Origin of the sequence: Enterobacter sp. 118C5 (genome assembly GCF_034107645.1) — a bacterium.
Taxonomy (GTDB): Bacteria; Pseudomonadota; Gammaproteobacteria; order Enterobacterales; family Enterobacteriaceae; genus Enterobacter; species Enterobacter nematophilus.
In genome coordinates, this window is the sequence record NZ_JAWNEU010000014.1 from 20,878 (window position 1) to 47,037 (window position 26,160).

Here is a 26,160-nt window from a genome sequence, read left to right on the forward strand (position 1 = left end):
ACGCAACGTCGCCCGTTACGCTTACAGCCCCTTCAGAAGCTTATCCACAAACGCTGGCACCACCTCGCTCGCCAGGCCGTATTGCTTCTCTTCAAACTCGCTGCCCACCTGGCTCGGCTCCAGATTGAGCTCTACCGTATGCGCCCCGTGCAGTCGCGCTTCGTGAACAAACCCCGCCGCCGGGTAAACGTGTCCTGATGTGCCAATAGCGATAAACACGTCCGCCATTGACAGCGCGCTGTAGATCTCATCCATCCCCAGCGGCATTTCGCCAAACCAGACCACGTGCGGACGCAGGCGCGACGGGAACTGGCAGCAGTGGCACTTATCCTCTGGCAGCACGTCCTCTTTCCAGTCCAGCACCTGGCCGCTCCAGGCGCAGCGAACCTTGAGCAGCTCACCGTGCATGTGGATGATGTTCTTGTTACCGGCCCGCTCGTGCAGGTTATCGATATTCTGCGTCACCAGCAGAAAACGATCCCCGAGCGCCTCTTCCAGCTTCGCCAGCGCCATATGCGCCGCGTTCGGCGCAATCTCAGGCTGCTGAAGCTGCCGACGGCGAGCGTTGTAAAACGCCTGCACGAGATCCGGATCGCGGGCAAAGCCTTCCGGCGTCGCCACGTCCTCGACGCGGTGCTCTTCCCACAGCCCGTCCGCTGCACGGAAGGTTTGAATTCCTGACTCGGCGGAGATCCCCGCGCCGGTCAGCACCACCACTCTGGGTTTATCCATCGCTTCTGGCATGATTCTGTCTCTGAAAAAGATCCGCTGGCGCAAGCGCTCTCGTAAGCGGCGTTTGTTTTTGCGAAAACGGCTGAGTCGACCCTGGCGACGCGACAGCATAAAGACCTCGTAAACTAATCGGTAAGATGAAGGAATGCGGCTCCGCGCATGCCTCCTGCGTCCCCGTGTCGCGCGCGTTCAATACGCGGCACGCGGGCGACCGGCAATAAATGTCGGGGCAGACGCCCGGACAACCGTTCCGTAATCGCAGTAAAGTTTGACAGCCCTCCCCCGATCACCAGCAGATCCGGGTCGACGATGGTGAGAATATTTCCCAGACACACCGCCAGCAGATCCAGATAGCGCTCGACGTGCTCACGCGCCTGCGCATCCCCCTGCTCCCACAGGGTAATGATTTGAGGGGCCTCAAGTTTCTGATGATAGAAGTGTTCGTAAAGCCATGCAAACCCGCGTCCTGAGAGATAGTTCTCGATACAGCCGTGCTGACCACAGCCGCAGCGGGTGAGCGGGAAATCACGCCCCACCACATCCAGCGCATCCACTGGAAGGCGGATATGGCCAAACTCCCCGGTGATGTAGCTGCGCCCGGTAATCGGCTTGCCGTTGATCACTAGCCCCCCGCCGACGCCGGTACCGAGGATCAGCCCCATCACCAGCGGATATTGTCGGAATTCATCATCCCAGGCTTCAGAGAGGGCAAAGCAGTTGGCATCGTTATCTAAACGCACGTCGCGTTCAAGGAGGGCCGAGAGGTCGGCGCGGAGCGGTTTACCGCTGGCGGCCGGCACGTTGGCGGCGTACAGCGTGCCGTCATCGGTTTCCGGCATCCCAGGAATGCCGATGCCGACGCTGCCCTTTACGCCGAAGCGTTCATCCGCCTGCGCCACCAGCGCGGCAATGGCGGTTAAAAATTCATCGTAGCTTTCGCGCGGCGTGGGAACGCGGGTTTCCCACTGCAGTTTGAGATCTTTATCAAACACGCCGAGAGCAATCTTGGTGCCGCCAATATCAAATCCATAATACATAGTGCATTCCTCTTTCTGACATAGCGGCCTCAGGACCGCTACACCATGACGTAATTACTGGCCACTTAATACCCTCGCCGGATCAATTCGGCTTGCGCGACGCGCCGGATACCAGCTTGCCAGCAGACTCAGTAAAAGTGCTGTAACCAGCACGTAAAAAACGTCCAGCCAGTGCAGTTCAGACGGCAGGAAGTCAATAAAATAGATGTCACCGGACAGGAACTGATGGCCGATAAGCTTTTCAATCCCGTTGATGATCGGCGTCAGCTGCAGGGAAACCACCACGCCAATCACCACGCCGCACAGGCTGCCGAACAGCCCTGCCAGCAAACCGTACCAGACGAAGATGGCGCGAATAAGACCGTCTTTTGCCCCGAGGGTACGCAGCACGGCGATGTCGCCGCTCTTGTCCTTAACCGCCATTACCAGCGTCGAGACGATATTAAAGCACGCTACGCCAATCACCAGCACCATCGCCAGATACATGATCGCACGGATCATCTGGATATCACGGTACATATACCCGTAAGTGCCGATCCAGCTTTTGATATAGACGTAGTTATTGGTGACGCTGCCGGCATCACGCACCAGCTTGTTGGCGTTAAAGACGTCGTTCACCTTAATGGCAATGCCCTTCACGCTGTCGCCCATGTCGAGATACTGGCGCGCATCTTCCAGCGGCACCATCGCAAAGCTATGGTCAAGCTGGCCGCTCAGCTGGAGAATACCGGTGACGTGCAGGCGCACGCGCTTGGGCTGCTGTAATTTGTGGTCGGCGCTGGCGTTCGGGATCATGATTGACACCCAGTCGCCCTGCTTCACCTTCAGGGCATCGGCAACGCCTTTACCCATGATGATCTGCTGCTCGCCGGCCTTAAAGTTAGCCCACGCGCCGTTCTGGACATATTTCGGCAGCGCGCTGAGCCGCTCTTCCTGCGCCGGGTTGACCCCTTTTACCTGAATGGCGCGCAGGTTTACCCCGCTCTCCACCAGCCCGGTAAAGCTAATGTAAGGTGCAGCCGCCGCAATGCCGGGCACTTTTTCAACTTTGGCGAGCGCATCGCTCCAGTTGGTCCACGGCTGGTTAACCGGCTCGATCTCCCCGTGCGGCACCACCGCCAGAATGCGGTTATTGAGCTCGCGCTCAAAGCCGTTCATGGCGCTTAAGCCGACAATCAGGACAGCCACGCCCAGCGCAATACCGATGGTGGAGATCACGGAGATCAGCGACACCATGCCGCCGCGACGGCGGCCGCGGCTAAAGCGTAACCCGATGAGTAACGATAACGGTGACGCCATTACTCTGCCCCCATCAGGGTCAGTTCCGCATTCAGATGGCCGTCGCGCATCTCAAGCTGGCGACCCATGCGTTTTGCCAGCTGCAGGTCGTGGGTCACCACCAGAAACGCGGTACCCTGAGAAGCGTTCAGCTCGCCGAGAAGCTGGAAGATACTGTCCGCATTGCGCGCGTCCAGGTTACCGGTCGGTTCATCCGCCAGCACCAGGCGCGGATTATTGACCAGCGCGCGGGCAATCGCCACGCGCTGGCGCTCGCCGCCGGACAGCTCCGACGGGCGGTGATTGCCACGGTGGCCCAGCCCTACCGCTTTCAGCATATCGCTGGCGCGGGCGTTAATTTCTGCCGGTTTCTTTTTGCCAATCAGCAGCGGCATCGCCACGTTTTCCAGCGCCGTGAAGTCCGGCAGCAGGTGGTGGAACTGGTAGATAAAGCCCAGCTCGCGGTTACGCAACTCGGCCTTCGCCGCAGAGGACATTTTGCTCATCGGCTGGCCGGAGAAGATCACGTCGCCGTTGGTTGGCGTGTCCAGCCCGCCCAGCAGGTGCAGCAGCGTACTTTTGCCGGAGCCGGAGCTGCCGACAATCGCCATCATCTCGCCCTCGCCCACGCTAAAGCTCACATTGTGCAGCACGTCGGTCTGCACAGTGCCTTCCTGATAGCGTTTGGACAGGTTGTCGCATTGCAACAGGATCTTATTCATAACGTAAAGCCTCAGCGGGTTGAGTGGCGGCAGCGCGCCAGGAAGGATAAAGCGTAGAAAGCAGCGCAATGGCCATCGCGGCCAGCGCAATACCGACCACCTGCAGCGGCTCAATAGCCACCGGCAGCGCCGCGCCGTCAAGCAGCGCGCCGATGATCGGCATCAAGTTGTTAAGCTGGCTGGCAAGCAGTGCCCCGAGCACGGCGCCCAGCAGCGCGCCGATAATGCCGGCACTGGCCCCCTGCACCATAAAGACCGCCATGATCTGGCGCGGCGTCAGCCCCTGGGTTTGCAGGATGGCAACCTCGCCCTGCTTCTCCATCACCATCAGGCCCAGCGAGGTGATAATGTTAAACGCAGCCACGGCAACGATCAGGCTCAGCAGCAGCCCCATCATGTTTTTTTCCATGCGCACGGCCTGGAACAGCTCGCCTTTACGCTCGCGCCAGTCCTGCCATTTGGTGCCGTCCGGCAGTTTTTGCTGGCTGAGGGTATCGACCTTCAGCGGCTGATCGAGCCACAGGCGCCAGCCGGTGATATTCCCCGCCGGGTAACGCATCAGGCGTGAAGCATCCTGAATGTTCACCAGCATCTGATAGCCGTCAACTTCGCTGTTGGCGGCAAAGGTACCAATTACGTTAAACAGGCGCTGGCTCGGCAGGCGCCCCATCGGCGTAAACTGGCTGGCCGACGGCACCATCACGCGCAGCTGGTCGCCACGGTTGACGCCAAGCTGCCCGGCAAGCTGTTCACCGAGGATCACGTTGTATTTTCCGGCTTCCAGATCGGTTTGCTTCACGTTAACCAGGAACGGCGTCAGCGGGTCTTTTTGCGCCGGGTCAATTCCCAGCATCACGCCGACCGCCACGCTGCGGGCACTTTGCAGCACCACGTCGCCCGTCGTGAGCGGCGCAACGCGCGTGACGCCCTGTAGCTTCGCCGCGCTTTCCGGCAGCTGTTGCGGGTTAACGGAACCGTTGGTTGAGGAGAGAATGGCCTGCGGCATCAGCCCCAGGATATTGTTTTGCAGCTCGCGCTCGAAGCCGTTCATAACGGAAAGTACCGTCACCAGAGCCATCACGCCGAGCGTAATGCCAATAGTCGAAAGCCAGGAGACAAAGCGACCGAAGCGGTCCGCGGCGCGCCCACGCATGTAACGTAAGCCTATGAAGAGTGCGACAGGTTGATACATGAAGTCCGTCTGTTTGCTGATAGCAGACCCACGAGTATATAAGCGAATCCGTTAAGGGTAAATGACTGAAACCGTAAGCTTTGGTAATCATTTTTCCGATAAATTCAGATAAATCAGCGTGCTATTGACTGAATCCTCACCTCGCAGCCTCCACCTTTTCCGAAAAACCTCCTGATACAGACTGTTACCCGTTACATCCCGGCTTCGTTTAACAACAATTGCTCGTTCGTTTATGGCAATAAGGTAGTCGCGAACAATGAAGCAAAAAGCATTATGGATTAACCAGATAAAAGGGCTGTGTATTTGCCTTGTGGTTATCTACCATTCGGTCATCACCTTTTACCCGCATCTGAGCGGGCTGCAACACCCGCTCTCCGGGCTCCTCGCCAAATGCTGGGTCTATTTTAACCTCTATCTCGCCCCGTTCCGGATGCCGGTCTTCTTCTTTATCTCCGGCTATCTGATCCGTCGTTATATTGATGAGGTAGACTGGCGCACCAGCCTCGACAAGCGGATCTGGAGCATTGTCTGGGTTCTGGCGCTGTGGGGGATCCTGCAATGGCAGGCGCTGACCCACCTGAACGCCTGGCTGGCGCCCGATCGCGAGCTTGCCACCTCGTCGAACGCGGCCTACGCCGAGTCCCTGGCAGGATTTGTGCGGGGCATGCTCACCGCCAGCACCAGCCTGTGGTATCTGTATGCCCTGGTGGTCTACTTCACGCTGTGTAAACTGCTGAGCCGCTGGAAGCTGCCGGTACTCGGACTGCTTGCGCTGGCGAGCATCGCGATCAACTTCCTGCCGCTGCCGTGGTGGGGAATGAACAGCGTGGTACGCAACATGATCTACTACAGCCTGGGGGCGTGGTATGGCGTAGAGCTGATGGCGTGGATGAAAAGCTTCAACCTGCGCCGCACCTGGCTAGCTACTGGCGCTTTCGCGGCCGTCTCCGTCGTGCTGTGGTTTGCTAACGTTCCTCTCCTGCTTTCTCTGCTGTCGATTGTGTTGATCATGAAGCTGTTCTACAGCCTTGAGCAGCGCTATGCCGTGCATCCCAACAACCTGCTGAACGTGATTGGCTCAAACACCATTGCGATCTATACCACCCACCGCATCTTAATTGAGGCCTTCAGCCTGATCCTGATTGGCGAGATGAATGCAGCATACTGGCCGGTCTGGGCCGAGCTGTCCTTAATTCTGGTCTACCCGTTTGCCAGCCTGCTTATCTGTACCCTTGCCGGGCTCGGGATGCGTAAAATCTCCACCGCCCTGTTCGGGGACGTTTTCTTCTCTCCTCCGTCTACGCGGACCCTGTCACCTTCCACGCGTTAATGCCCTCTCCGCCCCCGTTTTGGGGGCGTTTAGCCCTGCCGTGCGGTTACGATTTGCTTATGTAAAACGATCGAGGATAATAAAGACATTGCGTATCAGTGATATGCCCCAATACTGTTGGTATATCCATAAGAGACTCTGACATAGCCATGCCTGAACACTATCGTTATTCCTTGCCCGTCAAAGCGGGCGACCAGCGCCAGCTGGGTGAACTCACGGGCGCGGCGTGCGCCACGCTGGTGGCAGAAATCGCTGAGCGGCACCCTGGCCCGGTGGTGCTGGTTGCCCCGGATATGCAAAACGCCCTGCGCCTGCACGACGAAATCCGCCAGTTCACCGATAGCCTGGTGTTCAGCCTGGCCGACTGGGAAACGCTGCCGTATGACAGCTTCTCTCCGCATCAGGAGATCATCTCCTCGCGCCTGTCGACCCTGTATCAACTCCCGACCATGCAGCGCGGCGTGCTGATTGTGCCGGTGAATACCCTGATGCAGCGCGTCTGCCCGCACAGCTATCTGCACGGTCACGCGCTGGTGATGAAAAAAGGCCAGCGCCTGTCTCGCGACACCCTGCGCGACCAGCTTGACGGTGCCGGATATCGCCATGTCGATCAGGTTATGGAACACGGGGAATATGCGACCCGCGGTGCGCTGCTCGACCTTTACCCGATGGGCAGCGACCAGCCGTATCGTCTGGATTTCTTTGATGATGAAATCGACAGCCTGCGCGTGTTCGATGCCGACACCCAGCGCACGCTGGAAGAGGTGGAATCCATCAATTTACTGCCTGCCCACGAGTTCCCGACGGACAAAACCGCCATCGAGCTGTTCCGCAGCCAGTGGCGCGACAGGTTCGACGTGAAGCGTGATGCAGAACATATCTATCAGCAGGTCAGCAAGGGTACGCTCCCGGCCGGGATCGAATACTGGCAGCCGCTGTTCTTCAGCGAGCCGCTGCCTCCCCTGTTCAGCTACTTCCCGGCGAATACCCTGATTGTGAACACCGGCGATATCGACGCCAGCGCCAGCCGCTTTGAAAGCGAAACCCGCGCGCGCTTCGAAAACCGGGGCGTTGACCCGATGCGTCCGCTCCTGCCGCCGGAATCGCTGTGGCTGCGCACCGACGAGCTCAACGCCGAGCTGAAGCGCTGGCCGCGCATGCAGCTGAAAACCGATTCGCTTGCCGATAAGGCCGCCAACACCAACCTCGCCTTCCGCACGCTGCCGGACCTGGCCGTTCAGGCGCAGCAGAAATCGCCGCTGGACAATCTGCGCAAGTTTCTGGAGTCCTTTACCGGCCCGGTGGTCTTCTCCGTTGAGAGTGAAGGCCGCCGCGAGGCGCTCGGTGAGCTGCTGGGACGCATTAAGGTGGCGCCGAAGCGCATCCTGCGCCTGAGCGAAGCGACCGGAAACGGTCGTTACCTGATGATTGGCGCCGCCGAGCACGGGTTCATTGACACGCTCAACAACCTGGCGCTGATTTGCGAAAGCGACCTGCTGGGCGAGCGCGTCGCGCGCCGCCGTCAGGACAGCCGTCGGACCATCAACCCGGACACGCTGATCCGCAACCTGGCCGAGCTGCACCCGGGCCAGCCGATTGTTCACCTGGAGCACGGCGTTGGCCGCTATCAGGGGATGACCACGCTGGAAGCGGGCGGCATTAAAGGTGAGTACCTGATGCTGACCTACGCCAATGACGCCAAACTCTATGTACCGGTCTCGTCGCTGCACCTGATTAGCCGCTATGCGGGCGGCGCGGAGGAGAACGCGCCGCTGCACAAGCTGGGCGGCGACGCCTGGGCGCGCGCGCGCCAGAAGGCCGCGGAAAAAGTGCGCGACGTGGCGGCCGAGCTGCTGGACATCTACGCCCAGCGCGCGGCCAAAGAGGGCTTCGCCTTTAAGCACGACAAAGAACAGTACCAGCTGTTCTGCGACAGCTTCCCGTTTGAAACCACGCCGGATCAGGCCCAGGCCATTAACGCCGTGCTGAGCGACATGTGCCAGCCGCTGGCGATGGACCGCTTAGTCTGCGGCGACGTCGGCTTCGGCAAAACCGAAGTGGCGATGCGAGCCGCCTTCCTGGCGGTGGAAAACAACAAGCAGGTGGCGGTGCTGGTGCCGACCACCCTGCTCGCCCAGCAGCACTTCGACAACTTCCGCGACCGCTTCGCCAACTGGCCGGTGCGCATCGAGATGCTGTCGCGTTTTCGCAGCACCAAAGAGCAGACGCAGATCCTGGAGCAGGCAAGCGAAGGCAAAATTGACATTCTGATCGGTACCCACAAGCTGCTGCAAAACGACGTGAAGTGGAAAGATCTGGGGCTGCTGATCGTCGACGAAGAGCACCGCTTCGGGGTGCGTCATAAAGAGCGCATCAAGGCGATGCGCGCGGACGTCGACATTCTGACCCTGACCGCCACGCCTATCCCGCGCACGCTGAACATGGCGATGAGCGGCATGCGCGATCTGTCGATTATCGCCACGCCGCCGGCGCGCCGTCTGGCGGTAAAAACCTTCGTCCGCGAGTACGACAATCTGGTGGTGCGCGAGGCGATCCTGCGTGAGGTGCTGCGCGGCGGCCAGGTGTATTATCTGTATAACGACGTTGAAAATATCCAGAAAGCCGCCGACAGGCTGGCGGAACTGGTACCGGAAGCGCGTGTTGCCATCGGCCACGGACAGATGCGCGAGCGCGAGCTGGAGCGGGTGATGAACGACTTCCACCACCAGCGCTTTAACGTGCTGGTGTGTACCACCATCATCGAAACCGGGATCGACATTCCGACCGCGAACACGATTATCATCGAACGTGCGGATCACTTTGGCCTGGCCCAGCTTCACCAGCTGCGCGGCCGCGTCGGGCGTTCGCACCATCAGGCCTACGCCTGGCTGCTGACGCCGCATCCGAAAGCGATGACCACCGACGCGCAAAAGCGCCTGGAAGCCATCGCCTCGCTGGAAGACCTTGGCGCAGGCTTCGCGCTGGCCACGCACGATCTGGAGATCCGCGGTGCGGGTGAGCTGCTGGGTGAGGACCAGAGCGGCTCCATGGAGACCATCGGCTTCTCGCTCTATATGGAGCTGCTGGAAAACGCGGTTGACGCCCTGAAGGCCGGACGCGAGCCGTCTCTGGAAGATTTGACCAGCCAGCAGACCGAGGTTGAACTCCGTATGCCTTCCCTGCTGCCGGACGATTTCATTCCGGATGTGAATACCCGCCTGTCGTTCTACAAGCGCATCGCCAGCGCGAAGAATGAGAACGAGCTGGAAGAGATCAAAGTGGAGCTGATCGACCGCTTCGGCCTGTTGCCAGATGCGGCGCGTAACCTGCTGGATATCGCGCGCCTGCGCCAGCAGGCGCAGAAGCTGGGCATTCGCAAGCTTGAAGGCAACGAAAAAGGCGGCATGATTGAATTTGCCGAGAAGAACCACGTCAACCCGATGTGGCTGATCGGCCTGCTGCAAAAACAGCCGCAGCATTTCCGTCTTGATGGCCCGACGCGTCTGAAATTTACCCAGGAGCTGACGGAGCGTAAAACCCGCATGGACTGGGTGCGTAACTTTATGCGTCAGCTGGAAGAGAACGCCGTCGCGTAACTCGCCCTTCCCCCCCCCCGTTAGCGCATTGCTGCCGGGGGGGACAATTTACAAACTCTTTGCACTTCACCCGATCTTCCCGACACACCCATTCGCCATAATTATCATTAACTCTTTATAAAACAATAACCTTATCATTTGCATGGATTATGGTGATGATGACCTCTTCGCGTTTTACCCGCTGGATAACCCTGTTTGCGCTGGCAGCCACCGTCGCGGTTGCGCTTCCTGCGCGGGCAAACACCTGGCCCCTTCCCCCGCCCGGCAGCAAGGTGGTGGGCGAAAACCGCTTTCATGTGGTTGAAAACAATGGTGGCTCACTGGAAGCGATAGCCAAAAAATATAACGTCGGTTTTCTGGCCCTGCTGCAGGCGAACCCCGGCGTCGACCCGTACGTCCCGCGCGCGGGCAGCGTACTGACCATCCCGTTACAGACCATCCTGCCGGACGCTCCGCGCGAGGGGATCGTGATTAACCTGGCGGAGCTGCGTCTGTACTATTACCCGCCGGGTAAAAATGAGGTCACCGTCTATCCTATCGGTATTGGTCAGCTGGGCGGCGATACGCTGACGCCAACGATGGTCACCACCGTCTCGGATAAACGCGCCAACCCAACCTGGACGCCGACGGCCAACATTCGCGCCCGCTATAAGGCCCAGGGCATCGAACTTCCTGCCGTGGTTCCGGCAGGCCCGGATAACCCGATGGGTCATCACGCGATCCGCCTTGCCGCATACGGCGGCGTTTACCTGCTGCACGGCACAAACGCGGATTTTGGCATCGGCATGCGCGTCAGCTCCGGCTGTATTCGTCTGCGCGATGACGATATCAAAACGCTGTTTAACGTGGTTACGCCGGGAACGAAGGTGAATATTATCAACACGCCGATTAAAGTCTCTGAAGAGCCAGGCGGCGTGCGGCTGGTTGAGATTCACCAGCCGCTATCGAAAAATATCGGCGACGATCCGCAGACGTTACCCATTAACCTGAATGCCGCGATGGTGAGCTTCAAAACGAATGCGAACACCGATAGCCTGGTGATGGAGCGCGCGATGGAAGCGCGATCAGGCATGCCGACCGATGTCACCCGGCATCACGATGTCGTCCAGCAGTCCATGTAAGACGGAAAGTAAAACGCCCTGCTTAGCAGGGCGTTTTTTTTGCAGTGGCATAAATGAGGGTTTATGCCCGGCTTATTTGTAGATAACAGCGGTGCCGTGCAGGGTGTTAGGACCGGTCACGGAGGTGATGCGGTAAGATTTTGCACCCATTGCTTCCGCTTTTTGTGCCAGCTGATCTTCCAGTGAGCTCAGGTTAGTCCCGGCAGACGCAGAGATCGTCCCGACTTTATGCTGATCGGCTGGAGTGGATTGTACCTGTACAGCAGCGAAGCTTGCGAAAGAGAGTGAACTCAGAACAGCAGCAGCGATGAGGGTTTTTACGTTTTTCATAATATTTACCTTTGGCAGATGAATTTTTAGGTCGTTAGCTATTTAGTTAACGATCGATAGGTAAATCATAAGTGTGATCCAGCTCACGCGTCAACACATTTTTATAACGAGCATTAATTAAATTTTAAAGTCGTTATTTTTCATACATATATGATTAATTTATTTTTAAGCATTCTGCACTGGTGGTGGGTTGCGTTTATTTTTATAATGGTCATTCAACAAACCAACAGAGGACCAACGGCAAATGACAACCGACGTCACGAGTTGTGCGAAGAAAAGCCGTGGCCGACCAAAAGTGTTTGACAGGGATGCAGCGCTTGATAAGGCCATGACTCTCTTCTGGCAACATGGGTATGAAGCGACCTCGCTTTCCGATCTGGTAGAAGCTACCGGAGCCAAAGCGCCGACGCTTTATGCTGAATTTACCAATAAAGAGGGGCTGTTCAGGGCGGTGCTGGACAGGTACATTTCGCGCTTTGCAGCGAAACACGAAGCCCAGCTATTTTGTGAAGAGAAAAGCGTGGAACAGGCGCTACGGGATTATTTCACCGCCGTTGCCACCTGTTTCACCAGTAAAGAGACGCCCGCGGGCTGCTTTATGATTAACACCTCTGCCACCCTGGCGGCAGCATCGAAAGAGATCGCCAATACGGTGAAATCGCGTCATGCGATGCAGGAGGAGACGCTCAGCGCATTTCTGGCTCAGCGCCAGCAGCGCGGTGAAATTCCCGCGCACTGCCAGCCTCAGATGCTGGCGCAGTACCTGAGCTGTATTTTGCAGGGAATGTCGATCAGCGCCCGTGAAGGGGCGACGCTCGAAAAACTGCAGAACATTTCCGACACTACGCTGCGCCTGTGGCCAGAACTGCTCAAAATCTGACGCAAAAAAAAGCTCCTCAGCCTGAGCGCTTGAGGAGCTAAGTTCAGAGAACATCTTTTTTACGCTTTGTTATTCAGTACCAGCTGGCCATTTCCGTCCAGTGGAATTTGGGTGCCCGGGTCTTTATCCATACGGATTTTGCCCTGCTGATCGCCAATCTTGTAGGTCACGTCATAACCCAGCATTTTTTCCGACTTGTCATAGACGGTTTTACAGCGCTGCTGGGTCGTGGTGTAGGTATCATTATCCTGCATCGCGCCCTGCACCTGGTTACCGGCATAGCCGCCACCCAGCGCGCCGACTACGGTCGCGACATCTTTACCCCGGCCACCGCCAAACTGGTGACCAATCACCCCACCCGCTACCGCACCGAGAACAGAGCCGGCAATACGGTTTTCATCCTGTACCGGACGACGGTGGGTTACGGAGACGTTACGGCACTCCTGACGAGGGGTTTTTACGGTTTCTTTAATAGGCGTTGCGGAAACCACCTGCGCATACTGCGGGCCGCGATCTAAAACGTTGAGACTGGCAACAGCAGCCACACCTAACGCAGCTGCGACGCCGATCCCTATACCCGCCAACATTGATTTATTCACGGGACTTCCTCCTTTGTTGCTATTGGTAACAATTCTGCAATGGAGGCGCGGCTTCGCCAATAAGACAAAGGATCAAAAAGCGGGCATCGGGGAGAGATATATCGTGTTTAGGAGAACTCTTAAGCACCTAATCCACGACGAGCAGCATGATATGCTAAAAAATCCCTCCGGAGGGCCCGGAGGGAGTGAAAGATTAGTGCAGCTTCAGACGTGGACGAATGACGCGGTTAATTCTGCCCACCAGCATCATCAGGCCCGTTTTAAAGTAGCCGTGCAGCGCGATCTGGTGCATACGGTAAAGGGAGATATACACAAAGCGTGCAATGCGCCCTTCCACCATCATCGAGCCGCGCATCAGGTTACCCATCAGGCTACCGACGGTAGAGAAGTTTGACAGCGATACCAGCGAACCATGGTCTTTATAGACATACGCCTTCATTGGCTTGCCTTTGTACTGCGCCAGGATGTTGTGCAGCACCAGGCTTGCCATCTGGTGAGCGGCCTGAGCGCGCGGCGGTACGAAGCCCCCTTCAGGACGCGCGCAGGAGGCACAGTCACCAATAGCGAAGATTTCAGGGTCACGCGTGGTTTGCAGCGTTGGCTCCGTTACCAGCTGGTTAATGCGGTTCGTCTCCAGACCGCCGATATCTTTCATAAAGTCAGGCGCTTTGATACCTGCCGCCCAGACCATCAGATCCGCTTTAATGTACTCGCCGTCTTTGGTGTGCAGACCACCTTCGTCAGCGCTGGTCACCATGGTCTGCGTCAGTACGCGCACGCCCAGTTTAGTCAGTTCATTGTGCGCTGCGCCGGAAATGCGCGGAGGCAGCGCAGGCAGAATGCGGTCACCCGCTTCAACCAGCGTCACGTTCAGCGCTTCGTTGGTTAACCCTTTGTAGCCGTAGCTGTGCAGCTGTTTCACCGCATTGTGCAGCTCCGCGGACAGCTCAACGCCCGTCGCGCCGCCGCCGACAATGGCAATGTTAACCTTGCCATTCGCACCCAGATTGCTGGTGTACTTCAGGAACAGGTTCAGCATTTCCTGATGGAAACGACGCGCCTGGTGTGGGTTATCGAGGAAGATACAGTGCTCTTTCACGCCCGGCGTGTTGAAATCGTTAGAGGTGCTGCCCAGCGCCATTACCAGCGTGTCATACGCCAGCTTGCGCTCGGGGACCAGCAGCTCGCCTTTTTCATCACGCAGCTCGGCCAGGGTAATGGTTTTGCTTTCACGGTTGATGTCCACCACCGAGCCCAGCTGGAACTGGAAATGATGGTTGCGCGCGTGCGCGAGATAGCTCAGCGCGTCCACGCCCTCATCCAGTGAGCCGGTCGCCACTTCGTGCAGCAGCGGCTTCCACAGGTGGCTGTGGTTACGATCCACCAGCGTGATTTTGGCTTTTTTACCGCGCCCCAGCTTCTTGCCCAACTGTGTGGCCAGCTCCAGCCCGCCGGCACCACCGCCTACAATCACTATCTTTTTCAATGGCGTAGTCAACGTGACCCCCTCAAATTATTAACCAATTGTTAATTAAAAGTTATAAAAATAACCCTTAATTAACAACAGGTTACAGCACTGAAACCATTCAGGTGCATTGAGAATATCACGTCAGGCGCATTGGTCATACCAAAATTGATATGCATCAAGTTTTGATGGCTTAAAAGTAGACAATTCTGGACAAAAAGAAACCCGGTGCGCGTTCACGACCGGGTTCCTGAAGTGGCTGGCTGCGGTTTAGCCCAGCGTTTTAAAGGCCTTGATGCGCTGGAGATGCGGGGAGATGTTCTTAAACTTGTGGGTTTGCTCTTCGTCCCAGACGATCTCGTAATAGTGATGCAGCAGCTCTGCGGCCCGGTGGCTGTTGAGGGCCTCATCATTACGCGAGAGGATCGCCAGACAGCGATCGCGGTTTTTCTCACGGAAGTTGCTCACGCACTTGGTCGCAATATCGACATACTCTTCCGGGCGATCAATTTTGCCTTCCATGTTCTCATTCGGGAAAAGGTTAGGATTGAAGACCACCTGGCGGATGTCGCACAGGAAGCCAATCCGCTCCGCCCAGTAGCCGCCCAGCCCCACGCCGCAAATCAACGGGCGATCGTCGACGTTAAGCTGCAGCATCTTGTCTACCTCTTTGAGCAGATGCTGCATATCATGCTTCGGATGGCGCGTACTGTAGCTAATCAGCCGTACATCGGGATCGATAAACTGCAGCTGCAGCACCTTCTCATGATTACCAGGACTGTTTGAGTCAAAACCGTGTAAATAGATGATCATCGTCTTCTCACCACGCTACGCCTTCCGGGAGGGTTTACAGGCTGGCTTTATGTGCCTGCCAGCGCTCATTCAGGTCTTCAAGCCGGGCGTTGACCGACTTCCAGCGCGCCGAATCCATCAGCTCCTGACGGCTAAATGAACCTTTATGATACAAATGCGTAACACGCTCTGCATTGATCGGTGACAGGTTATCCAACACGCTAACGGCACCTTTACGATTATTGCAGACCAGGATCATATCGCAACCTGCGTCCAGCGAGGCCTGGCCGCGTTCCGCGTAGCTGCCCATAATTGCCGCCCCTTCCATCGACAAATCGTCGGAGAAAATGACGCCGTTGAAGCCCAGCTCCTGGCGCAGAACGGTTTTCAGCCAGTGCGGGGAGCCGCTGGCAGGACGCGGATCGACGTCGCTGTAAATCACGTGCGCGGGCATAATGGCGTCCAGCTTGTTATCGGTGATAAGCGAGCGGAACACCGACATATCTTTGGCGCGAATTTCCGCTTCCGGACGCGGGTCGCGCGGCGTCTCTTTATGGGAATCCGCCGTCACCGCCCCGTGGCCCGGGAAGTGTTTCCCGGTGGTTTTCATTCCCGCCTCGTGCATCCCGTCGATAAACCGGGTCGCCATTGCCAGCGCAATACGCGGATCTTCATGGTATGAGCGCTCGCCAATCGCGGCGCTGATGTGGCCCACGTCCAGTACCGGAGCAAAGCTGATATCGATATCCATGGCGATCATTTCGCTGGCCATCAGCCAGCCGGCTTCCTGCGCCAGTATCCCACCCTCTTCCGTGCCGAGCAGCGCGGCAAAAGACTGGGCTGCCGGCAGGCGGGTAAAACCGTCGCGAAAACGCTGCACGCGGCCCCCCTCCTGATCGACGGCCACCACCAGATGATTGCGCGACGCGGCGCGGATCTGGCGCACCAGTTCCCGCAGCTGCGCCGGATCGTGATAGTTGCGGGTAAACAGGATCAGGCCGCCCACCAGCGGATGGGCCAGAATTTCACGCTCCTCCGCATCCAGCTCAAACCCTTCTACATCCAACATGACTGGACCCACACTCACCTCTCTTATCCTTTAGTTTGTAACTGGCGCCAGGCATCGTCTGCCAGCGCAATAAATTGTTTATCTCTGGACTGCTGCAAACGCATCTCAAACCAGCCCGCCATCAGCATGATGACCCAGGGCCGCCAGCGCCTCACCTGGCGGGCCAGCGCATCGGCGTCAACGTGCGCCACTCTGGCATACTCTCTGATGAGTTTCTGCCGCGCGGCTTCACTGTCCGTCCAGACCGCGGCCAGCTCCAGCGCCACATCGCCGTCTCCGGCATATTCCCAGTCGATAAGCCTGGCTCCCTGTGGCGTATGCACGATGTTCCCGGCGTGCACATCCATATGTAACGGCGAGAGCCGAATCGGTTGCGGCTCGCCCGCTTTACGCAGCCGTTTGAGATGCGCAAGCCACAGCGGGGTACGTCTTGCTGGAGAGGCTTGTTGCCAGTAGTTTTCCAGCAGCGGAAGTAAGGCGATTCGCCACCCCAGACGCTGTTGCTGGTGCAGATGATACAGCATCGCCGCAAGCGCTGGGGTGTCCGGCAGCGCGCTTTTCACCTCCCCCTCCAGATAGTCAACGGCCATCCAGCCCTGTTTGAAAAAAAGGGGTTCAGGCACGAGATCCGCTGGAAGACGTTTGAGAGCGCGAAACTGACGGCGAAACTGGAAAGCCGGGGCGAAGGGATCGTGGTTCTGCCGCAAGACCAGACGGTGCGCGCCCTGCGCTATAATGCAACTCGCGCCGCTAAGCCCGGAGTGGGCCTGCGGCGCGATAAGGCGGTACTGTGGAAAATAACGCGTCAGAATCTCTTCACGCGCGGTGTCATTGTTGCGTAACCGCACCTTTACCTGACCAGATAATTTCGCCTGTCTGAACCAGCATCAGCTGCATCTGCAGGGCTGGGGTATTCACGTTACCGGTCGCGTTAGAGTACAGCACATACTGGGCGCCAACGTTGCGGGCAATGCCAATCGCCTTGCTGCGGGTGCCGAGGCTATCCTGCGGCGACAGCCCCAGCTGCTGTTTGGCTAACGCGAGCTGCTGAGCAGAGACCAGCGTAAACTTACCGTTGTTTGCCAGCGCGTTGCGCAGCGTTTCTGTCGCTTCGCCCGCGTTCAGCGAACCGTTGGTACGGTTATTCACGCTATCGACCAGCAGTACGCTGCCTGCCGTCACTCCCTGAGCCTGCAGCATTTTACCGACCATCGGCTGCATCGCACCGTTCCAGTCGTAATGGCGCACGCGCGGCGCAGGCTGTGACGTCTGGTCCTGATGCTCTATCGGGCCAGGCTGTGCCGGAATAGACGGTACAGACGGCACGGTTGGCTGGGTCTGCGTTGGTGGTGTCGGCTGCTCGGTACCCGGCTTTGCCTCTTCCACAGGTGCTGGCTGTTCTGTACGGGTCACACACCCTGCGAGGAACAGCGCGAATGCGGTCACGAGCGCATAACGGCTCATATTTTTAATCAAGGTTCACCCCTTAGAGATAAAGATAAAGTCTCACCTTATGCGCACCCAGATAGCTGGCGCTGTCATAGAGCGTTACCGACGACCTTGCCGGAAGAGTGACGCTGCGCGGCGCCTCCAGCGGGTGCATCTCAAGACCTCTTACGTCATACCAGAAGAAACGGTAGTGGACCGTCACCGGTTCATTTCTTTCGTTAAAGAGCGTAGAGGAGGCAGAAGATTTAATTTCACTGATGGTCAGCGCGGGCTGTTGCGCCGTGATGCCCGCAGCCAGCACGGAGGATTCCATTACCAGCGTCTGTTCATCGCTGACGGGGATCGCCGGACGCGTGCTGCACCCCACAATCATCATCGTCATTACCAGCGCTGCAATACGCCCTTTAAACATGTTACAGACCTTTGTGAGCCAGCATCGGTCCCAGCGGACGTCCACCCAGCAGATGCATGTGAATATGATAAACTTCCTGGCCGCCATGACGATTACAGTTCATGATCAGACGATAGCCGTCTTCCGCTATACCTTCCTGCTCGGCAATTTTCGCAGCCACCGTCAGCATACGACCTAACGCCACTTCGTGCTCGGTTTTTACGTCGTTTACGGTCGGAATCAGAATATTGGGAATGATAAGGATGTGTGTCGGTGCCTGAGGGGAAATGTCCCGGAAAGCCGTTACCAGTTCATCCTGATAGACGATATCCGACGGGATTTCGCGGCGAATAATTTTACTGAAAATCGTTTCTTCAGCCATGACCTTTTCCTTTTTTGTTAGGTGCGTCCGCTGTTAACACACTCGCTGGAGGACTGTGTGACACAATTCAAGAGTATGAGGGAGTTTCTCCTGTCCTTTCAACCTCCTCCCCCGAATTCTTTGCTGAATATTCATCAGCTGACTGAAGAGTGACCGCTCGCGCGCCTAAACGGGCTGAAACATTATTTCAGTTTCGCATGACACATCTGTTTACAGCATTAATAGCAATGCGTATATTTCGCATTTGCATTTTCATGCGCATTTTTAACATAGAAAACGACTTCAGACCGTGTCTGCGGGACTGATGCAGCTCACATTCACCGTTCATTAAGGGTTTGATAATGTCTTTCAATCATCACACCAGGGATGGGCAACGTCGGCCTGTCGCAACGCCTTCGTTGCTGGCAGCCTGTATTGCCATGGCATTGATGCCAGCCGTGAGTTTTGCCGCCGCCACAGGCGAAGATACCGTTGTGGTTGAGGGCGGTTTCGATAGCGCCCCGGATGCAGCCAGCGGGCAGGATCGGGATTACAGCGTAAAGACCACCACCACGGGGACCAAACTACTCCTCGTGCCACGCGATATCCCACAGTCCGTTAGCGTCATTAGCCAACAGCGCATGGCGGATCAAAACCTGCAGTCTATCGGCCAGGTGTTAACCAACACGACTGGCGTAACGGCGCAGGTGCAGGACAGCGACCGTACCGTATTTTACTCGCGCGGATTTTTCGTCAGTAACTACGCCTTTGACGACCTGCCAACCTCCATCAGCGAGGTGTGGAACTTCGGCGACACCGCCGCCGATACCGCGATTTACGACCGTATCGAAGTGGTTCGCGGCGCGACCGGGCTGATGTCCGGCACCGGCAACCCGGCGGCGTACGTCAATATGGTGCGTAAGCATGCGGACAGCAATGAATTCAAAGGCAATGTCTCGGCCAGCTACGGCAGCTGGGATAAGCAGCGCTACGTGCTGGATCTCCAGGCACCGCTGGTAGAGTCCGGGAAGGTACGGGGACGCCTGATTACGGGCTATCAGGATAACGACAGCTTCGTGGACAACTACCACTACCGGAAGAAATTCCTCTACGGCGTGGTGGATGCGGACGTCACCGACAGCACCACCCTCTCTGTGGGCTATGAATATCAGGAAAGCCACACCGCCGATCCGACCTGGGGCGGATTGCCGACCTGGTACAGCGACGGCAGTAAAACCGACTACAATCGCAGCCAGACCGTCGCGCCTGACTGGGCCTACTCGGACAAGGACAGCACCCGCATCTTCGCTAACCTGACCCAGCGTTTCGACAACGGCTGGGAAGCACACGTCAACGGCATGCACGCGGAGACCAACTTCGACAGCAAGCTGATGTATATGTCCGGCTATCCTGATAAAGAGACCGGGGCGGGCATGGTGGGCTACGGCGGCTGGAACAGAGGTGAACGCAAACAGGATGCGGTTGATGCCTTCCTGCGCGGCGGCTTCGATCTTTTTGACCGCCAGCATGAGATGATGTTTGGCGGCAGCTTCAGCCGACAGCGCAACCACTATGACAACAGAATGCCGGATGCCCTGTACGGCATGGTGGACGTGGGGAATTTCAAAAACTGGAACGGAAATATCGCCGATCCGCAGTGGACGCCGTGGAAGCTCTACAGCCAGGACGACATTCGCCAGTCCTCAGCGTATACCTCCGCCCGCTTCTCGCTGGCCGACCCGCTGCACCTGATCCTCGGGGCGCGCTACACCAACTACAACATTCGCTATAACCCGGCGGGCTCCCCTGACACCCGGCTGGAAAGCACCAAAGATGACGTAACGCCTTACGCGGGCCTGGTCTACGATATCAACGAAGACTGGTCGACCTACGTCAGCTATACCTCCATCTTCCAGCCGCAGGACAAGCGTGACGCCAGCGGACGCTATCTCGATCCAACCACGGGCAAAAGCTACGAAGCCGGCGTAAAGGCAGACTGGTTCAATACCCGTCTGACCACCTCGCTGGCGATTTTCCGCATTGAACAGGATAACGTGGCGAGCAACACTTATACCTACATGCCGAGCGGTGAGTCGATTTATGAATCGCTGGACGGCGTGGTCAGCAAAGGGATTGAGTTCGAGCTAAACGGCGCCCTGACCGATAACTGGCAGCTGACGTTCGGCGCGACCCGCTACATTGCAGAAGATAAGAACGGCAACGCTGTCAGTTCCGATCAGCCGCGCACGACGATGAAGCTGTTTACCCGTTATCAACTGCCAATGCTGCCGGCGCTGACGGTGGGCGGTGGCGTAAACTGGCAGAACAAAGTGTGGACGGATGTGGACGGCGGCCCGGCGGGACAATCCCGCGCAGAGCAAGGCAGCTACGGGCTGGTTAACCTGTTCAGCCGCTATCAGGTCACCAAAGATTTTGCTGTTCAGGCGAACGTTAACAACCTGTTCGACAAAGAGTATTACGATTACGTCGGCTCTTACGTGGTTTATGGCGCGCCGCTGAACGTCTCGGTGAGCGCGAGCTACGACTTCTGAGTGTTGGCACGACAAACCACAGCAATAAAAAAGGCAGCCATTCGGCTGCCTTAGTCTCCCCAGGTCACAGCTTAGCTGTTGCGGATGTACTCATCCATTTCGGTTTTCAGGTTATCGGATTTGGTACCGAAGATTGCCTGAACGCCCGAACCTGCAACAACCACGCCCGCTGCACCCAGTTTTTTCAGACCCGGCTGGTCCACTTTCGCAACGTCGGCAACGCTCACACGCAGACGAGTGATGCACGCGTCCAGGTTAGTGATGTTCTCTTTACCGCCGAACGCAGCAACCAGTGCCGGAGCCATTTCGCTTGTCGCGCCTGCTTTGCTGTCTTCAGTTGCATCTTCACGACCCGGAGTTTTCAGGTCCAGTGCTTTGATCAGCACGCGGAAGATGGTGTAGTAAACAACGGCGTAGCACGCACCCACGATTGGGAACAGCCACAGCTTGCTGCTGTTACCGGACAGAACGATGAAGTCGATCAGACCGTGAGAGAAGGACGTACCGTCACGCATACCCAGCAGGATACAGATTGGGAACGCCAGGCCAGCCAGTACAGCGTGGATGATGTACAGGATCGGCGCAACGAACATGAAGGAGAACTCGATCGGCTCGGTGATACCGGTCAGGAACGAGGTCAGCGCTGCGGAGATCATGATACCGCCCACTTTTGCACGGTTTTCTGGCTTAGCAGAGTGCCAGATTGCAATCGCAGCAGCCGGCAGACCGTACATTTTGAACAGGAAGCCACCAGACAGTTTACCTGCAGTTGGGTCACCCGCCATATAACGTGGGATATCGCCGTGGAACACCTGGCCTGCTGCGTTGGTGAATTCACCAATCTGCATCTGGAATGGAACGTTCCAGATGTGGTGCAGACCGAATGGTACCAGGCAACGCTCGATGAAGCCGTAGATACCGAACGCGACAACCGGGTTCTGGTAAGCAGCCCACTGAGAGAAGGTCTGGATAGCGGAACCGATTGGTGGCCAGATGAAGGACAGGATCACGCCAGTGAAAATCGCGGCCAGACCAGAGATGATCGGAACAAAACGCTTGCCCGCGAAGAAGCCCAGATACTCAGGCAGCTTGATGCGATAGAAGCGGTTGAACATATACGCTGCAATCGCACCGGAGATGATCCCGCCCAGAACACCGGTATCTGCCAGGTGTTTCGCGGCAATCTCTTCTGCCGGTAAATGCAGAACCAGCGGCGCAACCACGGCCATGGTTTTCACCATGATGCCGTAAGCAACCACTGCAGCCAGCGCAGAAACGCCGTCGTTATTGGTGAAGCCCAGCGCCACACCGATAGCGAAGATCAGAGGCATGTTAGCAAAGACGGAACCGCCTGCTTCAGCCATCACATGGGAAACTACGGCTGGCAGCCAGCTGAAGTTAGCAGAACCGACACCCAGCAGGATACCTGCGATAGGCAGTACGGATACTGGCAGCATCAGCGATTTACCGACCTTTTGCAGGTTAGCAAATGCATTCTTAAACATAATTGAGAGTGCTCCTGAGTATTTGTGCTTTTTTTACGCTTTCACGCATTGGCCCGGGGGGAGTACCGTGCCGTGGACAGGACATCTAAGCGCCCTTTATTTATTACACAGAGTAAAATAATTCCCTCTGAGTTTGTTTGACGGCTATCACGTTTCAGCTTAAGACGGTCGAAAAACTTTCAGTAATTTACAAAAATCATGTCTGGATGTTTCTAAGAACGCCGTCACCGCCCCAAATGAGGCGGTGAACTTTACTCGTTTTACTTATTAATTACGAGCCTAAAAAAAACAGGCTTATCAGACGGATTGCAGGCGGGCGGGGTCGATATGGAACAGCGCAGAGAAGTTTTGCGTCGTGACGCGGGCCAGTTCTTCGATACTGACGCCTTTAAGCACGGCCATGTACTCCGCAACGTCTCGCGTCATGGCCGGCTGGTTCTCTTTACCGCGATGCGGTACCGGCGCCAGATACGGAGAGTCTGTTTCCACCAGAATGCGATCGAGCGGGACATAGCGCGCAGCATCACGGAGCTGCTCAGCGTTACGGAACGTCACGATCCCGGAAAACGAAATATAAAACCCCAAATCAAGCAGTTCACCCGCCGTTTCTCTGTCTTCTGTGAAACAGTGTAGTACGCCACCGCAATCCGTCACGTTTTCTTCCCGGAGGATCGCCAGCGTGTCGGCGCGCGCATCGCGGGTATGCACGATGACCGGTTTATTCAGTTCGCGGCCGATGCGGATATGGTTGCGGAAAGACGCCTGCTGGCGCGCTTTCGTTTCCGGCGTGTAAAAATAGTCCAGCCCGGTTTCACCCATCGCCACGACGCCCTCTTCTGCTGCCAGTCGGCGCAGCTCTTCTACGTCATACTCTTCATCCTGGTTCAGCGGATGAACGCCGCAGGAGAACACCACGTTATCGCGAACGCCCACCAGCTCACGCATTGAGCGATACCCCGGCAGCGTCGTCGCCACCGCAAGACAAAATTTCACATCGCGGGCAGCGGCTTTCGCCAGCACGTCATCCACGTCGTTGTGCAGGGATTGATAATCCAGGCCATCAAGATGGCAGTGTGAGTCGACTAAAAACATAATGTCTCTCTCAGAGATGGGAAACAGGCGGCGTAACGCCTGGTTGCAGGTAGTGTTCAATACGCAGTAACTGGTCCGTCAGCAAAAGCTCGCGATTAAGACCCGTCACGGTTAAAAGCTGTTCGCGGCTCTCGCAAATATCATGAAGGATAGCGTGCAGAGACGCGCCTGTAAGGCGGCTCGCCAGCATGTTGACCAGGGGCCACGCGTCCGGGTTAGTCAGCAGCGTAGCCCCTTGCTGGATTTTTAGCGCATCGAGCAATAAGGCGGCCAGCCAGTGCAGACGCTCAACGGCTCGTTCGCTATTCAGCGCAGGCAGTAAACCCAGCCAGTCCTGGGTGTTAAGTGAAGCCTCAACGGCCCGGCAGAGCGTTTCTCGCTGCGACCAGACGTCAGGCTGCAGTAATGCCAGCGCCGCCGCGGGTGCGCCGCTGCTGAGGCGCAGCGCAGACAGCGCACTTTCCTGTGACGTTGTCACCTCGCGTTCCAGCCAGCTCAACGCCCACGATTCCTGGGGCACCGCGAGATGATGAAGACGGCAACGGCTCCGCAGCGTCGCCAGCAATCGACCCGGATCCCGGCATGAGAGGAAGAACCACGTCTTTTCCGGCGGCTCTTCCAGGGTTTTAAGCAGCGCGTTCGCCGCCGCCTCGGTAAGCAGCGCAGCGTCGTTGAGCCAGACGACTTTGGCCCCGCCCAGTCGCGCATGTTCATACAGTTTCTCGCTGACTTCACGAACGGCATCAATACCGAGCGCGCTTTTGCCCTTCTCAGGCTCAAGCGTGTAGTAGTCAGGATGCGTGCCCGCCTGCATCAGCTGGCAGCCGCGGCATTTACCGCAGCTTTTATGCCCTTCCGGCTGCTGGCACATCAGGAAACGAGTGATGGCGTAGATCAACGCATCATCCCCCATTCCCGGCAGCGCCTGTATCAGTAACGCATGATGCCCCCGACCGGCCTGATAGCTGGCGATCAGCTGTTCAAAGTGCGGGCGCAGCCATGGATACCATTTCATGCCTGCTGCTCCTGTAGCCACTGCGTAACGGTCTGTTGAATGTCGCGCGTGACGTCGTCCAGAGATTGCGTGGCATCAATGGTACGAATTGCGCTGTCCTGTGCGGCCAGTTCAAGATAGCGCGCGCGCGTGCGGTTAAAGAAATCGAAAGACTCTTGCTCAATGCGGTCCAGTTCACCGCGCGCGCGCGCGCGCCTGAGGCCCACTTCCGGGGTCACGTCCAGATAGAGGGTCAGGTCCGGGCGAAAATCCCCCAGCACGGCATCGCGAAGGGTTGCCAGCATCGCCTGGTCAATACCGCGTCCCCCGCCCTGATAGGCCTGAGTCGACAGATCGTGACGGTCGCCGATCACCCACTTGCCTTCGGCCAGCGCAGGTTTAATCACGGTCTCAACCAGCTGCACGCGGGCCGCGTAGAACATCAGTACTTCGGCTTTGTCAGTGATAACTTCATCGCCAACGGATTTAATGTCCAGCACCAGGCTGCGCAGTTTCTCCGCCAGCTGCGTACCGCCCGGCTCGCGAGTAAACACCATGTCAGCGACGCCAAGCGATTTCAGCGTATCCACCACCACGTTGCGGGCGGTGGTTTTACCCGCCCCTTCGAGTCCCTCAATGACAATGTATTTACTGCGCATTTTTTTCCTTAAGTGCCTTCAGATAGTCCTGAACAGAGCGATTGTGGCTGGCAAGGTTGGTGTTAAAGGTATGCCCGCCTTTTCCGTCAGCCACAAAATAGAGATACGGTGTTTTGGCCGGGTGCGCGGCGGCTTTGAGCGAAGCCTCGCTCGGCGTGGCTATCGGGCCCGGCGGTAAGCCGTTAATCACGTAGGTATTATACGCCGTTGGCGTTTCCAGATCTTTTCTGGAGATCTTGCCGGCATAGCTCTCGCCCATGCCGTAGATGACGGTCGGGTCGGTTTGCAGACGCATGCCGATGCGCAGGCGGTTGATAAATACCGACGCGACCCGGTCGCGCTCGGCCGCCACGGCCGTCTCTTTCTCGATGATCGAGGCCATTGTCACAAACTGGTTTTGATCTTGATAAGGCAGCCCGTCCATGCGCCCTTCCCAGGCGGAATCAACTGCTTCGACCATCTTTTTGTGTGCGCGTTTAAGAATCGCCACATCGGTCGTGCCCGCCGTATACATCCAGGTGTCTGGCCAGAACCAGCCTTCCACCCACTCAGGATGTTCAAATTTCAGCACCTCGGCGACCGTCTCATAGCGGTCATCTTTGAGCGTGTGCTTAATGTAAGGCGCATCACGCAATTGTTTGAGGTAATCGCTCAGGCGCATCCCTTCGACAAAACGCAGCGGGAACTGTGCCTCTTTACCGCTTTCCAGCAGTTGCAGCATCTCTCTGACGGTCATGCCGGGCGTAAAGCGATAGGTACCAGCCTTGAAGTGAGACAGTTCAGGCTCGATACGCAATAACCACTGGAACACGCGTGGACGGTTGATGATTTTATCCCCGTATAGCTGCTCGCCGAGCGCCATCCGCCCGGTACCTGCTTTCAGGGTAAAAATCGTCTCGTCTTTAATCAGGATTTTACTGTCCGCCAGCTGGCGAACTTTCCATACTCCCGCTCCGCCGGCGATACCCAGCGCAACGATCAGGAGAAGGACAAAGCGCAACATTTTCTTCATGA

Annotated in this window: 24 protein-coding genes; 5 read left to right on the forward strand and 19 right to left on the reverse strand. The window is 57.2% G+C overall.

The genetic code is table 11. The annotated features are described in order from the left end of the window. Window positions 1–21 precede the first annotated feature (21 nt). Genes cobB through lolC form a run of 5 tightly spaced genes read right to left on the reverse strand, consistent with a single transcriptional unit; the run spans window position 22 to window position 4,961 of the window. Window positions 22–843 carry a Sir2 family NAD+-dependent deacetylase gene (gene cobB, locus UTO39_RS18655; protein WP_320727788.1) on the reverse strand — a complete coding sequence of 274 codons (822 nt, stop codon included), beginning with the start codon at window positions 841–843 and terminating at the stop codon, window positions 22–24. Between the two features lie 14 nt (window positions 844–857). Further along, window positions 858–1,769 (reverse strand): N-acetylglucosamine kinase, encoded by a 912-nt coding sequence (gene nagK, locus UTO39_RS18660; protein WP_061098555.1) that lies wholly within the window; start codon window positions 1,767–1,769, stop codon window positions 858–860. A 54-nt stretch (window positions 1,770–1,823) separates the two neighbouring features. After that, complete coding sequence (lolE, locus tag UTO39_RS18665; protein ID WP_320727789.1) at window positions 1,824–3,068, reverse strand: lipoprotein-releasing ABC transporter permease subunit LolE; 1,245 nt, start codon at window positions 3,066–3,068, stop codon at window positions 1,824–1,826. After that, window positions 3,068–3,769 carry a lipoprotein-releasing ABC transporter ATP-binding protein LolD gene (lolD, locus tag UTO39_RS18670; RefSeq protein WP_008500772.1) on the reverse strand — a complete coding sequence of 234 codons (702 nt, stop codon included), beginning with the start codon at window positions 3,767–3,769 and terminating at the stop codon, window positions 3,068–3,070. The genes lolE and lolD overlap by 1 nt, the downstream gene beginning before the upstream one ends. Further along, window positions 3,762–4,961 carry a lipoprotein-releasing ABC transporter permease subunit LolC gene (gene lolC, locus UTO39_RS18675; RefSeq protein ID WP_320727790.1) on the reverse strand — a complete coding sequence of 400 codons (1,200 nt, stop codon included), beginning with the start codon at window positions 4,959–4,961 and terminating at the stop codon, window positions 3,762–3,764. Before lolC ends, lolD begins: the two co-directional genes overlap by 8 nt. A gap of 256 nt (window positions 4,962–5,217) precedes the next feature. Here lolC and UTO39_RS18680 point away from each other — a divergent pair, with 256 nt between their 5' ends. The 3 genes from UTO39_RS18680 (at window position 5,218) to UTO39_RS18690 (ending at window position 11,008) form a co-directional block, all read left to right on the forward strand. Beyond that, window positions 5,218–6,291, forward strand: coding sequence for an acyltransferase family protein (locus UTO39_RS18680; protein WP_320727791.1), 1,074 nt, complete (start codon window positions 5,218–5,220; stop codon window positions 6,289–6,291). A 149-nt stretch (window positions 6,292–6,440) separates the two neighbouring features. Then, window positions 6,441–9,887, forward strand: coding sequence for a transcription-repair coupling factor (gene mfd, locus UTO39_RS18685; RefSeq protein ID WP_320727792.1), 3,447 nt, complete (start codon window positions 6,441–6,443; stop codon window positions 9,885–9,887). A gap of 155 nt (window positions 9,888–10,042) precedes the next feature. Beyond that, entirely contained in the window at window positions 10,043–11,008 is a 966-nt protein-coding gene (locus tag UTO39_RS18690) for a L,D-transpeptidase family protein (RefSeq protein ID WP_266178296.1), read from the forward strand. A gap of 72 nt (window positions 11,009–11,080) precedes the next feature. Here UTO39_RS18690 and bhsA read toward each other — a convergent pair whose 3' ends face one another. Then, on the reverse strand, window positions 11,081–11,338 hold the full coding sequence (gene bhsA / locus UTO39_RS18695; RefSeq protein WP_045630104.1) for a multiple stress resistance protein BhsA: 258 nt from the start codon (window positions 11,336–11,338) through the stop codon (window positions 11,081–11,083). A 244-nt stretch (window positions 11,339–11,582) separates the two neighbouring features. Between bhsA and comR the strand changes: the two genes are divergently transcribed. Then, complete coding sequence (gene comR / locus UTO39_RS18700; protein WP_061098561.1) at window positions 11,583–12,218, forward strand: TetR family copper-responsive transcriptional repressor ComR; 636 nt, start codon at window positions 11,583–11,585, stop codon at window positions 12,216–12,218. 59 nt (window positions 12,219–12,277) lie between these two features. Here the strand turns inward: comR and UTO39_RS18705 are convergent, their stop codons facing one another. From UTO39_RS18705 to hinT, 8 genes are all read right to left on the reverse strand, one after another. Further along, on the reverse strand, window positions 12,278–12,817 hold the full coding sequence (locus UTO39_RS18705; protein WP_028012731.1) for a glycine zipper 2TM domain-containing protein: 540 nt from the start codon (window positions 12,815–12,817) through the stop codon (window positions 12,278–12,280). A 193-nt stretch (window positions 12,818–13,010) separates the two neighbouring features. Next, window positions 13,011–14,315, reverse strand: coding sequence for an NAD(P)/FAD-dependent oxidoreductase (locus tag UTO39_RS18710; RefSeq protein WP_320727793.1), 1,305 nt, complete (start codon window positions 14,313–14,315; stop codon window positions 13,011–13,013). A gap of 237 nt (window positions 14,316–14,552) precedes the next feature. After that, entirely contained in the window at window positions 14,553–15,095 is a 543-nt protein-coding gene (gene ycfP / locus UTO39_RS18715; RefSeq protein ID WP_047650880.1) for an alpha/beta hydrolase YcfP, read from the reverse strand. Window positions 15,096–15,129: 34 nt separating this feature from the next. Then, window positions 15,130–16,155 carry a beta-N-acetylhexosaminidase gene (nagZ, locus tag UTO39_RS18720; RefSeq protein ID WP_061099685.1) on the reverse strand — a complete coding sequence of 342 codons (1,026 nt, stop codon included), beginning with the start codon at window positions 16,153–16,155 and terminating at the stop codon, window positions 15,130–15,132. Window positions 16,156–16,166: 11 nt separating this feature from the next. Next, complete coding sequence (gene thiK / locus UTO39_RS18725; RefSeq protein WP_320727794.1) at window positions 16,167–16,991, reverse strand: thiamine kinase; 825 nt, start codon at window positions 16,989–16,991, stop codon at window positions 16,167–16,169. Continuing rightward, window positions 16,972–17,616, reverse strand: a complete 645-nt coding sequence (gene lpoB, locus UTO39_RS18730) for a penicillin-binding protein activator LpoB (RefSeq protein ID WP_151413267.1) — start codon at window positions 17,614–17,616, stop codon at window positions 16,972–16,974. The genes thiK and lpoB overlap by 20 nt, the downstream gene beginning before the upstream one ends. 13 nt (window positions 17,617–17,629) lie before the next feature. Next, entirely contained in the window at window positions 17,630–18,004 is a 375-nt protein-coding gene (locus tag UTO39_RS18735; protein ID WP_061098564.1) for a YcfL family protein, read from the reverse strand. Window position 18,005: 1 nt separating this feature from the next. Continuing rightward, a complete protein-coding gene (gene hinT / locus UTO39_RS18740; protein ID WP_006809243.1) occupies window positions 18,006–18,365 on the reverse strand; it encodes a purine nucleoside phosphoramidase in 360 nt (119 codons plus the stop codon). A 341-nt stretch (window positions 18,366–18,706) separates the two neighbouring features. Between hinT and fhuE the strand changes: the two genes are divergently transcribed. Further along, a complete protein-coding gene (gene fhuE / locus UTO39_RS18745) occupies window positions 18,707–20,896 on the forward strand; it encodes a ferric-rhodotorulic acid/ferric-coprogen receptor FhuE (RefSeq protein ID WP_320727795.1) in 2,190 nt (729 codons plus the stop codon). A 71-nt stretch (window positions 20,897–20,967) separates the two neighbouring features. On the opposite strand, the gene ptsG is transcribed toward fhuE, so the two are convergent. The 5 genes from ptsG to yceG form a co-directional block, all read right to left on the reverse strand. Continuing rightward, window positions 20,968–22,401, reverse strand: coding sequence for a PTS glucose transporter subunit IIBC (gene ptsG, locus UTO39_RS18750; protein ID WP_028012724.1), 1,434 nt, complete (start codon window positions 22,399–22,401; stop codon window positions 20,968–20,970). A 297-nt stretch (window positions 22,402–22,698) separates the two neighbouring features. After that, entirely contained in the window at window positions 22,699–23,493 is a 795-nt protein-coding gene (locus UTO39_RS18755; RefSeq protein ID WP_320727796.1) for a metal-dependent hydrolase, read from the reverse strand. A gap of 10 nt (window positions 23,494–23,503) precedes the next feature. Then, the gene (gene holB / locus UTO39_RS18760; protein ID WP_320727797.1) at window positions 23,504–24,508 is read right to left on the reverse strand and encodes a DNA polymerase III subunit delta'; all 1,005 of its coding nucleotides are present in this window, start codon (window positions 24,506–24,508) and stop codon (window positions 23,504–23,506) included. Then, window positions 24,505–25,146 (reverse strand): dTMP kinase, encoded by a 642-nt coding sequence (tmk, locus tag UTO39_RS18765; protein ID WP_061098568.1) that lies wholly within the window; start codon window positions 25,144–25,146, stop codon window positions 24,505–24,507. The genes holB and tmk overlap by 4 nt, the downstream gene beginning before the upstream one ends. Beyond that, complete coding sequence (gene yceG, locus UTO39_RS18770; protein WP_041910512.1) at window positions 25,136–26,158, reverse strand: cell division protein YceG; 1,023 nt, start codon at window positions 26,156–26,158, stop codon at window positions 25,136–25,138. The genes tmk and yceG overlap by 11 nt, the downstream gene beginning before the upstream one ends. Window positions 26,159–26,160: the final 2 nt, after the last annotated feature.

What these genes read in the sequence shown, in the direction of transcription:
- cobB (WP_320727788.1), bottom strand. Translation starts at nt 843, where the DNA reads ATGCTGTCGCGTCGCCAGGGTCGACTCAGCCGTTTTCGCAAAAACAAA.
- nagK (WP_061098555.1), bottom strand. Translation starts at nt 1,769, where the DNA reads ATGTATTATGGATTTGATATTGGCGGCACCAAGATTGCTCTCGGCGTG.
- lolE (WP_320727789.1), bottom strand. Translation starts at nt 3,068, where the DNA reads ATGGCGTCACCGTTATCGTTACTCATCGGGTTACGCTTTAGCCGCGGC.
- lolD (WP_008500772.1), bottom strand. Translation starts at nt 3,769, where the DNA reads ATGAATAAGATCCTGTTGCAATGCGACAACCTGTCCAAACGCTATCAG.
- lolC (WP_320727790.1), bottom strand. Translation starts at nt 4,961, where the DNA reads ATGTATCAACCTGTCGCACTCTTCATAGGCTTACGTTACATGCGTGGG.
- UTO39_RS18680 (WP_320727791.1), top strand. Translation starts at nt 5,218, where the DNA reads ATGAAGCAAAAAGCATTATGGATTAACCAGATAAAAGGGCTGTGTATT.
- mfd (WP_320727792.1), top strand. Translation starts at nt 6,441, where the DNA reads ATGCCTGAACACTATCGTTATTCCTTGCCCGTCAAAGCGGGCGACCAG.
- UTO39_RS18690 (WP_266178296.1), top strand. Translation starts at nt 10,043, where the DNA reads ATGATGACCTCTTCGCGTTTTACCCGCTGGATAACCCTGTTTGCGCTG.
- bhsA (WP_045630104.1), bottom strand. Translation starts at nt 11,338, where the DNA reads ATGAAAAACGTAAAAACCCTCATCGCTGCTGCTGTTCTGAGTTCACTC.
- comR (WP_061098561.1), top strand. Translation starts at nt 11,583, where the DNA reads ATGACAACCGACGTCACGAGTTGTGCGAAGAAAAGCCGTGGCCGACCA.
- ycfP (WP_047650880.1), bottom strand. Translation starts at nt 15,095, where the DNA reads ATGATCATCTATTTACACGGTTTTGACTCAAACAGTCCTGGTAATCAT.
- UTO39_RS18735 (WP_061098564.1), bottom strand. Translation starts at nt 18,004, where the DNA reads ATGTTTAAAGGGCGTATTGCAGCGCTGGTAATGACGATGATGATTGTG.
- hinT (WP_006809243.1), bottom strand. Translation starts at nt 18,365, where the DNA reads ATGGCTGAAGAAACGATTTTCAGTAAAATTATTCGCCGCGAAATCCCG.
- fhuE (WP_320727795.1), top strand. Translation starts at nt 18,707, where the DNA reads ATGTCTTTCAATCATCACACCAGGGATGGGCAACGTCGGCCTGTCGCA.
- ptsG (WP_028012724.1), bottom strand. Translation starts at nt 22,401, where the DNA reads ATGTTTAAGAATGCATTTGCTAACCTGCAAAAGGTCGGTAAATCGCTG.
- UTO39_RS18755 (WP_320727796.1), bottom strand. Translation starts at nt 23,493, where the DNA reads ATGTTTTTAGTCGACTCACACTGCCATCTTGATGGCCTGGATTATCAA.
- holB (WP_320727797.1), bottom strand. Translation starts at nt 24,508, where the DNA reads ATGAAATGGTATCCATGGCTGCGCCCGCACTTTGAACAGCTGATCGCC.
- tmk (WP_061098568.1), bottom strand. Translation starts at nt 25,146, where the DNA reads ATGCGCAGTAAATACATTGTCATTGAGGGACTCGAAGGGGCGGGTAAA.
- yceG (WP_041910512.1), bottom strand. Translation starts at nt 26,158, where the DNA reads ATGAAGAAAATGTTGCGCTTTGTCCTTCTCCTGATCGTTGCGCTGGGT.